The following is a 13,996-nucleotide window of genomic DNA, read 5'->3' as shown; positions in this document are numbered from 1 at the left end:
AATATAAATACCGTGGTACCACCTCAATTGGATTGATAAATCCCACTTGTTCAAGTACAGGAAAATTCCGATACTCTATCCTTTTAACGGCGGAACCCGGGTTGCCTACTGCAATGTTCAGCATACCTCTCGCAAGCCCATTCTGTATATTTTATCGTACCGGGCTCACACCTTATCCCAGCTCTCTGAACGCCTCAAATATACGTACTCTTCTTGCTCATCGATTTCATTTATTGAAGTTACTTGTGATTATAAATTATATTTTTATATTTGTAAAGCACAATTAACTCACTATCCTATATGAATTTCCCTTTCTAATTCTTGTAAAAAAAGCTCTCTTTTTTGTTCATTTTGAACATATATCGACTTTAATACTTCTTGCAACAATATATTTCTTTGCCTTTTCTCTACTTGTAATCCTTTCACTTTTATTCTAACTTCATATAAAAAATCAAGATACGATTCATACGTCTCATCATATTTATTTGCAATATCATCACGAATTTTTTTTGCAAGTTTTGGACTAGCCCCTCCAGTAGAAACAGCTACATTAAGCAATCCACGATGAATTGCCGCCGGAAAATGAACATTTCCACTTTCCGGATTCGTAATAACATTTACCAATTGATTTACCGAAGCATCTTCAGCAATTTGTTCATTTAGTGCCGAATCGCTAGTCGCTGCAACTACTAAAAAAGCATCGTCGATATCATTTTTCTCATACTCCCTTTGATACCAACGAATTTGCTTTTTTTCTACAAGTTTTACTAAATTCGCATCTAATTCTGTACTTATCACAATTATATCCGCACCTTGTTTTAGCAAGGGAACAATTTTAAAACCTGCTACTTTCCCTCCACCAATGACAACCACACGTTTCTTATCAACTCGCACTGTAAGTGGATACATATTGTTCTCCCTTCAATATTTCCTCTGTTTTCTGAATTAACATATCTTGAAACGCTTCATTCTTCCCTAAATATGGACTTATTTTTATCTCTTCCAACTCATACTGACGCACTTCTTTCTCAACATGTTTCATAAGTAAGCCTGTAAATAATAAATAAGGTAGTACAACAATGCTCTTTTCTTTTCGTTCTACAACTTCCCTCAACTTCTCCTCAAACTTCGGCTCCGCAGCTGCTAAATAACAAACTTCCATCTCTTTAATGTTCTCTTCTTTTTGAAATAAAGAAGAAATCCACTTTATGTCTTGTAAAGTTTCCGGATCACTACTCCCTCTTGCAACGAGCAAAAGTGTTACTTCTTCTTTAGAATCTTGAATGCCACTTCCGTTATATACCGCTTTTACAAGCACTTCTGATACACCAAATGGATTACCATACACTATTTTGATATTCGGATATTCCTCGTTTAATTTTCGCAATTCAAGCGGAATATCTTTCTTTACATGTCCTGCCGCTAATAAAAAAACAGGAATAGCGACAATCTCTGTAGCACCACGCTTCACACATGTACGAAATCCTTCTTCAATAGAAGGACTCGATAACTCTAAAAAACAAACTTCTTGAATATTTGCCTCTACACGGTTCATACATGACGTAATAAATGCAACTGCTTCTTCTTTTGCTGCTTTCAAACGACTTCCATGACATATATATAAGACAGCCTTCATTTTACAATACTCCGCTTACTGGATATGCATTTTCTGCTTGTTTCTCAAACCAGTGTATCTTTTCTCTAAAACGGACAACTTCTCCAATAACAATCATACTCGGATTTTGAATTTGTTCTTTTTTAGCAACATCTACAATTGTTCCTAACGTCGCTGTAACAGTACGCTGCATAGATGTCGTTCCCCACTCAATAATAGCGGCAGGTGTACTTTGATCTTTTCCATGTTTTATTAGTTGTTCACATATGTAAGGTAAATTACTAACCCCCATATAGACCGCTAATGTATCTACACCTTTCGCTAAACTTTCCCACTTCACTTCCTCTTTAGCCCCTTCTTTCCGGTGCCCTGTCACAACAGCAAAACTTGCACTTGCATCGCGATGCGTTACTGGAATTCCAGCATAAGCAGGAGCAGCTATACCAGCTGAAATACCAGGAATAATTTCAAATGGGATACTTTGCTTCGCTAACGCTTCAGCTTCTTCTCCACCTCTTCCAAATACAAATGGATCTCCGCCCTTAAGCCTCGTTACAACTTTTCCTTTTTTCGCATATTTAATAAGAAATGTGTTAATTGTCTCTTGCTTAATTGTGTGATAATTCGGAAGTTTCCCACAATAAATTAAATCTGCTTCTGGCTTTGCATAAGAAAGTAACTCTTTATTCACAAGACGGTCATACAAAATAACGTCCGACTTTTCGATACATTTCAACCCTTTAACAGTAATTAAATCTGGATCACCAGGACCCGCCCCAACGATATAAACCTTCCCCATCATCTCTCCTCATTTCTACTATAAAATGAAACTTCCACTCTTCATCACGAATGGAAGTTACTATTATTTCGTATTACACTACTCCTTACTCATGAATAACAAATGCCGCGCCTTTTCGAATCTTCTTTTTTTCATATAAAGAGAGTTCTTTCACTTCTGGTAGCGGTAAAAAGTATTTTTCAAGTTCTATCTCCGCAAGCTTAAATGCTTGTTCTTCACTTTGAGCAACAACGACTATTGGAACAACACTATTCGCTAATACAGCTTCAAATCGATATAAATCCATATTGTCCCTCCTAAGACGCTATTACTTCTTCTAATACATGATTTAGTACAATTTGTAATTCTTCCACTCCAACACGTCCTACGAAATCATAAAACGTTTCGGCTAGTAATTTATTCTTTTGGAAATAACTTAAAAAGGACACGAGAACATCCGGTAAGTCTTCTCCATCTATTTTTCCTTTTAATTTTTCGTTATATGCTCCTCCGTCTAATAGCGTTCCGCCCACATATATTTCAAACGCCTCAACGATTCCCTTTTCCTTCGTTTTCAGTTTTATCCCTTGCAAACCAATATCAGCAATTTGACGTTGACCACAGGAGTTCGGGCATCCTACCATATGAATTCGAATCGGAACATCAAGTGCAATTTGTGTATCTAAGTACTCTGCGATTTTGTGTAATCTTTCTTTCGTTTCTACTAACGCAAGATTGCAATACTCAATACCAGTACATGAAACCGCATGACCAATAAATGATTTCGGATTTGCAGAAATTACTTCAAACAACGGTTCACTTAATAATCCTGCAACATTTTCTGGCGGAACATTCGGAACGATGAAGTTTTGTGAGTTACAAGTACGAATTTGTCCGTTTCCATATTTCTTTGCAATTCTTGCAATCTCAAACATTTCCTCTGCATGTAAACGTCCTACCGGCACATTAAAACCGACATATTTTAATCCCTCTTGTTTTTGATCCTGGGCGCCATAAAAGTATCCTGCATTCCAGCCTTTGAGAGCACTTTCCCCTTTACTTTGCAATGGGCCTGTGTATTCTACTAGTTTCTCTTTAAATTTCTCAGCGCCCCAGTCAGCGACAAGAAATTTCAAACGTGCTAAGTGGCGTTTTTCACGATATCCAAAATCACGGAATATAGTAGCAATTGCAATCGATACTGCCTTCACTTCGTCTGGTAAAACGAATACATCTAATTCTTCTGCTAAGTATGGACGAGCTGATAAGCCTCCGCCTACTTTTATATGAAAACCAACTTTTTTCTCACCATCTATTTCTTTCGTAGCAGGTGTAAATGCCACACAGTTAATCTCTGCATTTGCTGAATTATAAATGTTAGAACTAATAGACATTTTAAATTTACGTGGTAGATTAGAAAACTCTTCATTATGTTGGAAGTAATCGTATATTTCTTTAACAATCGATGTTGTATCAAATAGTTCATTCGCATCAATTCCAGCAAGTGGATTACCTGTAATATTACGCGTAATATCACCACATGCCCCTGCTGAAGATAAACCAACTCTCGCTAATCTTTTAAAAATATCCGGAATTTGCCCAATTTCTAACCAATGAAACTGAATCGCCTGTCTTGTCGTAATATCTAACACATCACGCCCATAATCTTCAGCGATAGAAGCTAGCACCTCTGCCTGCGCATTTGTAATAATCCCAGAAGGAATATTGACACGCATCATAAAATAGCCCGCTTCTTTCGGTCGTTGCAAATACAATCCCGCCCATTTAAAGGCATCCCACTCTTCTTTCGGAATAGATTCAAATCCATTCTCCGCATAGTAAGGAATATCATTAAAGATTTCTAATCCGTCTTTCTCTAATTTCTTTTTCTCTGTTTGATTTAATTTTTCATTATTAGCCCACACTTTTTCATAACTCATCTTTTATCCCCCTATATGAAACTACGCTCTTGTAAGTACGTCACAATTTGTTCTGCACATTCTTCAATAGAATGCTTGTGCGTTTCTACAATTAATTCAACTCGTTCTGGTTCCTCATACGGTGAATCAATGCCCGTAAACTGTTTAATATCACCTTGTCTTGCCTTTTTATAAAGTCCTTTCGGATCACGTTTCTCACATTCTTCAATCGGACACTTCACAAAGACTTCAATAAATTCATTTGCTGCCAAAAGGTCTCTAACTTGTTTACGATCTACTCGATATGGTGAAATAAACGCTGTAAGGACAACTGTTCCTTCATCTACAAACAACTTCGCCACTTCACCAATGCGCCTTATATTTTCCATACGTTCACTTTCAGAAAAACCTAAATCCTTATTTAAACCGTGACGAATGTTATCCCCATCTAATACATAGTTTCCGATATTGCTTTCAAATAGTTTCCGAGCCACCGCATTTGCTACTGTTGATTTACCCGAAGCTGATAAGCCTGTAAACCAAATTACAAAACTATGATGACCATTCTTAACTCGTCTCTCACTCTTTGAAACAGACGCTGTATGCCAAGTAATATTCGTATCCATCTCGTTCTCTCCCTATTCTGTTACTACTTCTTTCTTCAAACCTTTAATTAACACTTCTACTACTTCTTTACGGCTAAATGTACTTGGTGGAATCTCTCCATTTCGTAACATTTCTCTTACTTTCGTACCTGACAAAATAACATGGTCCTCTTTCCCGTGCGGGCACGTTTTTGTCGAAGCCATCGCCTCACATTTAACGCAGTAAAAACTATGTTCAAAAAATAGCGGTGTAATTCCTAACTCTTCCACCGTAAAGTCAGTAAAGATTTCCTGCGCTTCATATGTTCCGTAATAATTTCCCACTCCAGCGTGATCCCGCCCTACAATAAAGTGTGTACAGCCGAAATTTTTTCTTACAAGCGCATGAAATATCGCTTCACGTGGTCCTGCATAACGCATCGCTGCGGGAAATACCCCTAAAAAAACGCGATTTGGCGGATAATAATTTTGCAGTAATACTTCATAACTTTCCATCCTTACATCAGCTGGAATATCATCTGATTTCGTTTCCCCAACGAGCGGGTTTAAAAAGAGACCATCTACAATTTCAAGTGCAGATTTTTGAATATATTCATGTGCACGATGTACAGGATTGCGTGTTTGGAAACCAACTACTGTTTTCCATCCCCGTTTTTTAAATTCTTCTCTTGTTTCGATCGGATCTAAATAATAAGAAGCAAACTGATTATTTTCAGAGCGTTGTATTAGAATAATAGCTCCTCCAACGTAAACATTCGGTCGATCGTACAATTTTTTCACACCTGGATGAGCCTCATCCGTCGTTTTATACACAAGTAGCGCTTCTTTTTCTTTATCCGGTACAAAAATATCTTCTATTTGAATAACACCATACACAATTCCACCGTTAACCAGTTTCACTTCTTCTCCAATTTTCAATCTATCCGCTTCTTCTTCTGTTACTGGTAATGCAATCGGTATACTCCAAACACTACCGTTTACTAAGCGAAGTGTTTCTACAACTGAGTCATAATCTCTCTTCCCTAAAAATCCTGTAAGTGGACTATATCCCCCTATCGCGAGAAGTTCTAAATCACTAAGCGCAATTTTGTCTAGCTCAATTTCTTTTACAATGTTCGATGTGTCATATGTTTCATCAATACGGTTTACTAATTTATTTGTTGTACTCATCTTTTTATATCCCTTCTTAGAGTTATTTCAAGATCTATCTTATTGAAAATGAAGTCCGCATTCTGTCTTCATTTTCCCAGCCCATCTTCCATCTCTTGAGTCGCCACCATCTCCTACAGGCAATGTACATTTTTCACACCCAATACTCGGATAGCCAACATCATGCAGCGGATTATACGGCAAACTATGTTTGTATACATATCGCCAAACTTCTTTCCAAGTCCAATGAATGAGCGGACAAATTTTAATAGACCGAAAACGATGATCTTGATTCACAAATTTTGTCTGCTTACGCGTTTCTGATTGTTCCCTTCTAAGGCCTGATATCCACGCTTTTTCGGCTGCTAATGATTTTTCTAGCGGCAAAATTTTTCTAATTTTACAACAGAGGTTCGGATTACTTTCCCATAATTTTTCTCCATGAAGCTTCGCCTGTTCTTCAAGTGTAAGTGCTGGCTGTTTTTCTATAATATTTAATGAAGGAAATCTCTCTCGTACCTTTTTAATTAATTCGTACGTTTCTTGAAAGTGAACATTTGTATCTAAAAATACAACTTTAGCAGATGGATTTACTTGGTTTATAAGATGCAATAAAACCATCCCTTCCACTCCAAAGCTACATGCATATACAATTTCACCTTTATATTCTTTATAAGCCCAACTTAATACTGATAGCGCGCCTTTCGTTTCATCTTCTTCTGAAAATGAAATACCATTTTCTTCCCACGTTTCATACGTCAACATGTTTTTTCCCCCTGTAAAAGCAAAAAGACGGTTTTAATCTATAAAATAGATTAAAACCGCCTCTAGTTTTTCTAGTCAGCGCTTTTTACTTTAAACGGACCTTTTCACTTTTCTCTAATTGAATCACTTTTCCATCTTGCACAACAATTGTAATTGAACCATATTTCATATCAGCAAGCATCGTTTGAATTTTTTCGGACACTTCATCAAAATGTTCCCGTACGCTCACGCAAACAGCCCCCCTTTTTATTCATAAAAAAAATCTTTCCCATTTCGAAAAGACTGTTCGGTAATATATTTTACCTTATCTTTCAAAATGGATTCCATTTTGCTGGATTTAGCACCTTGCTTTCTATAAGCAGGTTGCCGAGCTTCGTAGGGCCAGTTCCCTCAGCTTCTCTTGATAAGCTTTGTATTTGTATTTTATCACAATTCTGATTTTTTTCAATCCTAGTTTTCCGATATATTTAATTATTTTTCTTTTTTTAAAAGGAGTTGCCTTTACTAGACAACTCCTTCTTTCTCATTCACACCAGCTCTTTAATACGTATGCGATCGTTCCCAATGATATTTTCATATGTTTCACGTTCTACGACAACTTGTGACGTTCCGCCTTTTGCAAAGACTACAGCTGGTCTACGAATACGATTATAATTATTAGCCATCGAGTAACCATACGCACCCGTACAAGAAATCGCTAGTAAATCAGAAGAAGCAATTTTTGGGAGATTAATATCCCAAATAAGCATATCTCCACTTTCACAGCATTTTCCAGCAATCGAAACGAGTTCTTCATTTTCATCATTCCCTCGATTCGCCAACATCGCCTCATAACGGGCTCCATATAGAGCTGGTCTTAAATTATCTGTCATCCCACCATCGACTGAAACATATTTCCGAATACCAGGAATCTCTTTCACCGATCCGACTGTATAAAGTGTTGTTCCAGCATCACCTACGATACTACGACCTGGTTCAATCCATATTTCTGGAAGCGGATATTCACATAATGTAAATTGTTCTCTTATCGTACTTGTTACAGCGTGCACATACGTTTCAAGTGTTAACGGTGTATCTGACTCCGTATAACGTATACCGAAACCTCCGCCTACATTTAATACTTTCATCACATAATGTGTTTGCTCTCTCACTTCTTCTAAAAATTGGCGGAGTACTTCAATTGCTCGAACAAATCCAGCCGTTTCAAATATTTGTGATCCGATGTGCGAGTGAATTCCTAGCACATTATAATTTGATTTTTGCAAGGCAAGCTCAATTGCTTGCATCGCTTGACCATTTGAAACACCAAATCCAAATTTCGAATCTTCTTGCCCTGTTGTTATATATTCGTGTGTATGCGCCTCTACTCCAGGCGTTACACGGATTAATATGTTCACAAATTTCCCATGTTGCATTGCTAAGTCATGTAAGATTTCTAATTCTAAGAAATTATCTACTACAAAACAACCGATATTCGCCTGAAGAGCCATAATCATTTCTTCTTCTGTTTTATTATTTCCGTGAAAATGAATACGCGATGCCGGAAAACCAGCTTGGAGCGCAGTATATAATTCTCCTCCAGAAACAACATCTAAAGACATATTCTCTTCACGAGCTACTCGGCACATCTCCATGCACAAGAACGCCTTGCTTGCATATGCTACTTGATAAGAGAAACCACTCTCTTTAAAAGCACGATGAAATGCACGACATTTCCCTCGAATTGACTCTTCATCGTATACATAAAGTGGTGTTCCGTATTGTTTTGCTAGCTGCGTCGTATCGCACCCTCCAATTTCTAAGTGTCCTTGCCCATTGATTCGGCTTGTGCCGTGTAAATACATTTAAATTCCTCCCTTATTTCCTCTAAAACTCATAACCCCAATCTTCTATTCATTGCAGCACGCTTTTAGATAGACAAAAAACGCGCGGAACAATGTTCACACGCGTTTCTTATTAGGAAAAATATATATTGAAAAAATAAACAAGTTGTTATCTTCTCAAAATAAGAAACCGCATCAACATCTCCAAATAGCTCTCCATAAAATAATTCTTATGACAGTACTACATTTATTCAATGCAGTCCCAATATATGAATAACGTGGTCATTCTTATATTTCGGCAATAGTCCCTTTCAACCTATGATCACAGATTCCACTAAATCTCCCATAGCTTACTCTTTCCTATCGCGGCCTCTACCTTTGAGAGTAGATGAGGTAAGTCTATTTAATTTTCAAACATCTAATTGTTGCTATTAACAATACCAAAGGACCATTTTATTTGTCAAACAATTTTTTATATTGTTTTTTTACAGTTTAATTTCGTATCATTTGGTAAGCGCTTTATAGAAATTTTTGTAACAGTCCATTCTCCTTCTTCATTGTTAAATGTCATACTTATCTTCTCAAACGGCGGAAGTACTTTTCCACCTATTCCTGATTCATATTTCGTTATTTCAATTACTGCTTGAAATAAATATGTACCGCTATAAAGTTTTTTTAGACTAATAATTTTAGGACAATCAAACGGTTTTAATTTTCCATATTGTTTCTCAATCGCTTCATTCATTTTTGGAAATAACACAGAATAAAGAGCATCTTCCATGAGCGGTGCATCATATTGTGCTACTGATACACTCGGTGAAACAAAAAGCATAAAACTAATGCATACTATAAAATATAATAATTTCCGCATCATAACCTCCGTATCATTACGCAATACTTTCCATGTTTAACGAATGATAATAATCATACATAGAAATTCCATTTTATTGTCTCCCACTTCGCTTTTTCTACTCAATTGTTGCAAAAAAAGCCCACAACTCTCCTTTATTTTCGTATAATGATACTCATAGTATAATAATCATAATAATAAAGGACTGTTCGTATATATATAGTGAGACGATTTTCAAACAAACTCACAGGAACTGTCATGCTTTTAAGAGAGGAGTATATTATGCTACAACGTCTGTTTCCAAAATTACGATTTGCACTCGTTGCAGTCGTTTTATTATGGATTAAAACATATATTGTGTACAAGCTAGCATTTGATATTAAAATTGATAATTTATTTGAAGAATTTATGCTTTTTATTAATCCACTAGCTTCATTACTTTTATTTTTCGGTTTAGCTTTACTTGCATCTAAGTACCGAAACCGAATTATTATTGGAATTAGTTTTATACTGTCATTTATTTTATTTGGAAATGCAATGTTTTACGGGTTCTATAACGATTTTGTTACTTTTCCTGTTTTATTCCAAACAAATAATATGGCTGACTTAGGAACGAGTATTAAAGAGCTCTTTACGTACAAGACATTACTTTTATTTGCAGATGCAATTATTTTAATGTTTATTTCACGTAAATTCCCATCATTTTGTGACAGGACGCCACTTTCTCGTTCTGAGAAGCGGACTTTCTTTAGTGGTGTAACAGTGCTATTGGCACTGCAAATTACTGTTTCAGTTATTTATAAACCACAAATGTTCTCACGCTCATTTGATCGTCAAACTGTCGTGAAAAATTTAGGTTTATACACATATCATCTATTTGATATTACACTTCAATCTAAATCTTCGGCTGAACGTGTATTTGCAAGTGGCGATGGATTCTCCGAAATTAAAAATTATACTGACGCAAAAGATAAGCAAGTTGATAAAAACTTATTTGGAGCTGCAAAAGGTAAAAATGTAATTTTAATTTCAATGGAGTCTACACAAAGTTTTGTTATTAATAAAAAAATAAATGGAAAAGAGATTACTCCATTTTTAAATCAATTTATAAAAGATAGTTTTTACTTTGATAACTTCTATCATCAAACAGGACAAGGTAAAACTTCCGATGCTGAATTTATCGTTGAAAACTCACTTTATCCGTTAGACCGTGGTTCTGTATTCTTTACTCATGCAACAAATGAATATACTGCCACACCAGAACAGTTAAAGAAATACGGATATTCTTCCGCTGTCTTCCATTCAAACGATAAAACATTTTGGAATCGTGATGTAATGTATCCTGCACTTGGATATGATCGTTATTTTAATTTAAATGATTACGTAGGCACTGAACAAATGTCTGTCGGTTGGGGATTAAAAGATAAAGAGTTCTTTGAACAATCTATTCCAAAGTTAAAATCTTTACCGCAACCGTTCTATACGAAATTTATTACTTTAACAAATCATTTTCCGTTTCTCTTAAGTCCAGAAGATCAATATGTTGATGAGTTTAATTCGGAAAGCGGTGTTCTAAACCGCTATTTCCCAACGGTCCGCTACACAGATGAAGCTCTCAAATTATTCATTAACCAATTGAAAGAAGAAGGATTATACGATAATTCCGTTATTGTCATTTATGGTGATCATTATGGTATTTCTGAAAACCATAATGCAGCTATGGCTCAGTTCCTTGGGAAAGACGCTATTACACCATTTGATTCTATGCAATTACAACGCGTACCTCTCATTATTCATGTGCCAGGTCAAGAAGGAAAAGTCATTTCTAAAGTATCAGGACAAATTGATATTAAACCAACGCTACTTCATTTACTTGGTATTAAAACAAATCAATCAGTTGAATTTGGAACTGACTTATTTATAAAAGAAAAAGATCCTCTTATGGTAATGCGCGATGGTAGTTTTGTAACAGAGGATTATGTGTACACCAAAAATATGTGCTACAAAAAAAGCTCCGGTGAAGAGGCAGATGTAGCGCTATGTCAGCCGTATATTGAAAAAGCAAAAACAGATTTAAAACTCTCCGACAAACTGATTTATGGAGATTTATTACGATTCGATCCTAACAATCGATATAAAACTGGAACGATGATAACGAAATTTGAATAATGCAGGAAGCAACTTTGCGAAAAGTTGCTTCTTTTTTACTTACACTTCAAATCTTTCACAAATTGGGAATTTCTTTCGTATGAGAAAGAAATTTATGGTATGATAAAATAAGTAAACTTTCGTACACTAATTAAGAATTTATAACAGAAAGCAAGGGATCAGATTTTGTATAGAGCAGCTATTCCAAACTTATTTACGCTCGGAAATTTATATAGCGGATTCTTGTCAATCGGCTATGCATCTTTAGGATATTATAAATCAGCTGCTATTTTAGTACTTATCGGGATGATGTTAGATAGTCTTGATGGTCGTGTTGCTCGTTTATTACGCGTTGATTCACAAATGGGAAAAGAGCTTGATTCACTCGCAGATGTTGTAACATTTGGCGCAGCACCTGCTGTTTTAATGTATTACACATCTTTTTCCAACTACGGAATCATTGGACTATACATAGCGGGATTATTCCCACTGTTCGGAGCATATCGCTTAGCACGATTTAATGTAACACCATCTTCTACTTCTATGAAATATTTCACTGGAGTTCCGATTACTGCAGCAGGAGGGCTTGTCGCTTTCCTAACATTATTTTCAAATACCATTCCAAAAATCGTTCTTATTACAGTATTTGTAACGTTCGCATTTTTAATGGTGAGCCGCATTCGTATCCCAAGTTTAAAAGATGTACCAATTCCACGATATAGCATAATTATTACACTATTTTTAGTTGGAAGTATTATCACAATGTACCAAACAGGTTTTGGTAATTTTTCTGTTTTCTTATTCATTGCCATTCCACTATATATTTTGTATATGCTATCTCAATTCCTTAGACAAAGACCTTCTAAAAAAGCAAATAAAGAAAAATAAAAGAAACCTTCCGAAATTGGAAGGTTTCTTTTTATCTCGCTATTTACGCGTAGCCCGGTTGGCGAGGGCTACTAATCAGTAGAGGATGCCCCTCCACTGATTAAAGTTTCACTTTATTTTGCAGCTAATACTTTTTGATTTACAGGTGTTACAGGTTCTTCACCATTTAATACAGCTAGAATATTTCTAACTGCCATTTCAGCCATTGCATCACGCGTTTCGAATGTTGCATTTCCTACGTGAGGAGCAAGCACAACATTCTTCAACCCTTTTAGCTCTTCTGTAATTTTTGGTTCAAATTCAAATACGTCAAGAGCAGCTCCTTCAATTTCATTCGTTTTTAATGCATGAGCGAGTGCCGCTTCATTCATAATTGGTCCACGTGAAGCATTTACAATATATGCTGTTTTCTTCATCATTTCAAACTGTTCTTCATCGATCATATGATGTAATTTCGGATAATAAGCACAGTTAATTGTAATAAAGTCGGCTGTTTGTAATAATTCTTCCAATGTTACATATGTTGCTCCCAGTTCATTTTCAGATTCAGGCTTACGATTTGGACCTGTATATAAAATATCCATTCCAAATGCTTTCGCACGCTTTGCAACTGCCTTCCCAATTTCTCCAAGGCCAATAATTCCAATTGTCTTACCGTGTACTTCGCGGCCCAAGAAAAATAATGGTGCCCATCCGTTAAATCCAGTTGTACGACATAACGTATCCCCTTCAGGAATTCTACGTGCCGCTGCTAAAAGAAGTGCAAATGTTAATTCTGCTGTCGCTTCAGTTGATACTTTTGGTGTATTCGATACTGCAATTCCTTTTTCTCCTGCATACGTGAAATCAATATTGTCGTAACCAGCACCGTAGTTTGCAACAATCTTTAAATGAGGTGCCGCATCAATAACTTCTTTCGTCACCTTTGTAGAAAGTAAGCTTAACAATGCATCTTTATCTTTCACACGCTCTGTTAATTCATCTAAAGAAATTAACTCTTCTTTATCGTACATTTCTACATCATGATCCTTTAATAGTTCTAATCCAATTTCTGGGATTTTTCCTGCAACTAATATTTTCGCCACTACTAACACCTCTTCTATACAAAATAAGATATCTCTTATATTTCATTGTAAGAAATCCACATATAAAAACCAAGGAATTTGATTATAGTTTTGAAAATCGACACTTTTTACCCATAAGAAAAGAGGAGATTCATCTCTCCCCTCTTCTTACGCTTTCTCTTGCGATTCTTGCCCAAGCTTTGCATCGATTGTTCCTTCTGCAACTGTGTCGCTAATTTGTTCCTCGATAACTGAGTTAGCTGTATTATTCGTTTCAGAAGTATAAGCCTGATCTGCCGCTTGTACCTTTTGTTTATTTTGTTGTTTCGCCATTTTCCACCCTCCTTTTCATTCTTTCTTATTTTGAGCAAAAAGGGTGGTTTTCATCAAAA

15 protein-coding genes, 2 riboswitches and 1 other annotated feature (1 of these 18 cut by a window edge) are annotated in these 13,996 nt (G+C 36.0%); of the genes, 2 read left to right on the top strand and 13 right to left on the bottom strand.

Annotated elements, in window-relative coordinates; genetic code table 11:
- Positions 1-230 (bottom strand) — a binding site (T-box leader) (it extends 18 nt beyond the left edge of the window).
- A 61-nt stretch (positions 231-291) separates the two neighbouring features.
- The 11 genes from BWGOE10_RS07040 to BWGOE10_RS06990 form a co-directional block, all read right to left on the bottom strand.
- Entirely contained in the window at positions 292-909 is a 618-nt protein-coding gene (locus BWGOE10_RS07040; protein WP_070141471.1) for an NAD(P)-binding protein, read from the bottom strand.
- A complete protein-coding gene (locus BWGOE10_RS07035) occupies positions 884-1,636 on the bottom strand; it encodes a sirohydrochlorin chelatase (RefSeq protein WP_070141470.1) in 753 nt (250 codons plus the stop codon). The genes BWGOE10_RS07040 and BWGOE10_RS07035 overlap by 26 nt, the downstream gene beginning before the upstream one ends.
- A gap of 1 nt (position 1,637) precedes the next feature.
- On the bottom strand, positions 1,638-2,414 hold the full coding sequence (gene cobA / locus BWGOE10_RS07030; protein ID WP_070141469.1) for a uroporphyrinogen-III C-methyltransferase: 777 nt from the start codon (positions 2,412-2,414) through the stop codon (positions 1,638-1,640).
- Positions 2,415-2,499: 85 nt separating this feature from the next.
- A complete protein-coding gene (locus BWGOE10_RS07025; protein ID WP_070141468.1) occupies positions 2,500-2,700 on the bottom strand; it encodes a DUF3906 family protein in 201 nt (66 codons plus the stop codon).
- 10 nt (positions 2,701-2,710) lie between these two features.
- On the bottom strand, positions 2,711-4,333 hold the full coding sequence (locus BWGOE10_RS07020; protein ID WP_070141467.1) for a nitrite/sulfite reductase: 1,623 nt from the start codon (positions 4,331-4,333) through the stop codon (positions 2,711-2,713).
- Between the two features lie 11 nt (positions 4,334-4,344).
- Positions 4,345-4,938, bottom strand: a complete 594-nt coding sequence (gene cysC, locus BWGOE10_RS07015) for an adenylyl-sulfate kinase (RefSeq protein ID WP_070141466.1) — start codon at positions 4,936-4,938, stop codon at positions 4,345-4,347.
- A gap of 12 nt (positions 4,939-4,950) precedes the next feature.
- Complete coding sequence (sat, locus tag BWGOE10_RS07010) at positions 4,951-6,087, bottom strand: sulfate adenylyltransferase (protein WP_070141465.1); 1,137 nt, start codon at positions 6,085-6,087, stop codon at positions 4,951-4,953.
- 39 nt (positions 6,088-6,126) lie between these two features.
- Positions 6,127-6,831, bottom strand: a complete 705-nt coding sequence (locus BWGOE10_RS07005) for a phosphoadenylyl-sulfate reductase (RefSeq protein ID WP_070141464.1) — start codon at positions 6,829-6,831, stop codon at positions 6,127-6,129.
- 85 nt (positions 6,832-6,916) lie between these two features.
- Positions 6,917-7,060 carry a YezD family protein gene (locus BWGOE10_RS07000; RefSeq protein WP_002149491.1) on the bottom strand — a complete coding sequence of 48 codons (144 nt, stop codon included), beginning with the start codon at positions 7,058-7,060 and terminating at the stop codon, positions 6,917-6,919.
- Positions 7,061-7,132: 72 nt separating this feature from the next.
- Positions 7,133-7,241, bottom strand: a riboswitch (SAM riboswitch).
- Between the two features lie 117 nt (positions 7,242-7,358).
- Complete coding sequence (lysA, locus tag BWGOE10_RS06995) at positions 7,359-8,675, bottom strand: diaminopimelate decarboxylase (protein WP_070141463.1); 1,317 nt, start codon at positions 8,673-8,675, stop codon at positions 7,359-7,361.
- Positions 8,676-8,855: 180 nt separating this feature from the next.
- Positions 8,856-9,037, bottom strand: a riboswitch (Lysine riboswitch).
- A gap of 89 nt (positions 9,038-9,126) precedes the next feature.
- On the bottom strand, positions 9,127-9,525 hold the full coding sequence (locus BWGOE10_RS06990; protein WP_002158658.1) for a DUF3888 domain-containing protein: 399 nt from the start codon (positions 9,523-9,525) through the stop codon (positions 9,127-9,129).
- A 261-nt stretch (positions 9,526-9,786) separates the two neighbouring features.
- On the opposite strand from BWGOE10_RS06990, the gene BWGOE10_RS06985 reads away from it, so the two are divergent.
- Positions 9,787-11,673: an LTA synthase family protein gene (locus BWGOE10_RS06985; protein ID WP_070141462.1), complete on the top strand. Its 1,887-nt coding sequence runs from the start codon at positions 9,787-9,789 to the stop codon at positions 11,671-11,673.
- Between the two features lie 165 nt (positions 11,674-11,838).
- Positions 11,839-12,540, top strand: coding sequence for a CDP-diacylglycerol--serine O-phosphatidyltransferase (pssA, locus tag BWGOE10_RS06980; RefSeq protein ID WP_002158661.1), 702 nt, complete (start codon positions 11,839-11,841; stop codon positions 12,538-12,540).
- Positions 12,541-12,653: 113 nt separating this feature from the next.
- Here pssA and BWGOE10_RS06975 read toward each other — a convergent pair whose 3' ends face one another.
- The gene (locus BWGOE10_RS06975; RefSeq protein ID WP_070141461.1) at positions 12,654-13,625 is read right to left on the bottom strand and encodes an NAD(P)-dependent oxidoreductase; all 972 of its coding nucleotides are present in this window, start codon (positions 13,623-13,625) and stop codon (positions 12,654-12,656) included.
- A gap of 147 nt (positions 13,626-13,772) precedes the next feature.
- Complete coding sequence (locus tag BWGOE10_RS06970) at positions 13,773-13,937, bottom strand: YozQ family protein (RefSeq protein WP_002149501.1); 165 nt, start codon at positions 13,935-13,937, stop codon at positions 13,773-13,775.
- Positions 13,938-13,996: the final 59 nt, after the last annotated feature.

The sequence above is a fragment of the Bacillus mycoides genome, from assembly GCF_001757995.1.
Classification (GTDB): domain Bacteria; phylum Bacillota; class Bacilli; order Bacillales; family Bacillaceae_G; genus Bacillus_A; species Bacillus_A mycoides_B.
The sequence above is the reverse complement of the archived record's forward strand: the minus strand, read 5'-3'. Positions and strand labels throughout refer to the sequence as shown.

Excerpts from the sequence above, each read along its gene's own strand:
- BWGOE10_RS07040 (WP_070141471.1), bottom strand. The coding sequence starts at position 909 with ATGTATCCACTTACAGTGCGAGTTGATAAGAAACGTGTGGTTGTCATT.
- BWGOE10_RS07035 (WP_070141470.1), bottom strand. The coding sequence starts at position 1,636 with ATGAAGGCTGTCTTATATATATGTCATGGAAGTCGTTTGAAAGCAGCA.
- cobA (WP_070141469.1), bottom strand. The coding sequence starts at position 2,414 with ATGGGGAAGGTTTATATCGTTGGGGCGGGTCCTGGTGATCCAGATTTA.
- BWGOE10_RS07025 (WP_070141468.1), bottom strand. The coding sequence starts at position 2,700 with ATGGATTTATATCGATTTGAAGCTGTATTAGCGAATAGTGTTGTTCCA.
- BWGOE10_RS07020 (WP_070141467.1), bottom strand. The coding sequence starts at position 4,333 with ATGAGTTATGAAAAAGTGTGGGCTAATAATGAAAAATTAAATCAAACA.
- cysC (WP_070141466.1), bottom strand. The coding sequence starts at position 4,938 with ATGGATACGAATATTACTTGGCATACAGCGTCTGTTTCAAAGAGTGAG.
- sat (WP_070141465.1), bottom strand. The coding sequence starts at position 6,087 with ATGAGTACAACAAATAAATTAGTAAACCGTATTGATGAAACATATGAC.
- BWGOE10_RS07005 (WP_070141464.1), bottom strand. The coding sequence starts at position 6,831 with ATGTTGACGTATGAAACGTGGGAAGAAAATGGTATTTCATTTTCAGAA.
- lysA (WP_070141463.1), bottom strand. The coding sequence starts at position 8,675 with ATGTATTTACACGGCACAAGCCGAATCAATGGGCAAGGACACTTAGAA.
- BWGOE10_RS06990 (WP_002158658.1), bottom strand. The coding sequence starts at position 9,525 with ATGCGGAAATTATTATATTTTATAGTATGCATTAGTTTTATGCTTTTT.
- BWGOE10_RS06985 (WP_070141462.1), top strand. The coding sequence starts at position 9,787 with ATGCTACAACGTCTGTTTCCAAAATTACGATTTGCACTCGTTGCAGTC.
- BWGOE10_RS06970 (WP_002149501.1), bottom strand. The coding sequence starts at position 13,937 with ATGGCGAAACAACAAAATAAACAAAAGGTACAAGCGGCAGATCAGGCT.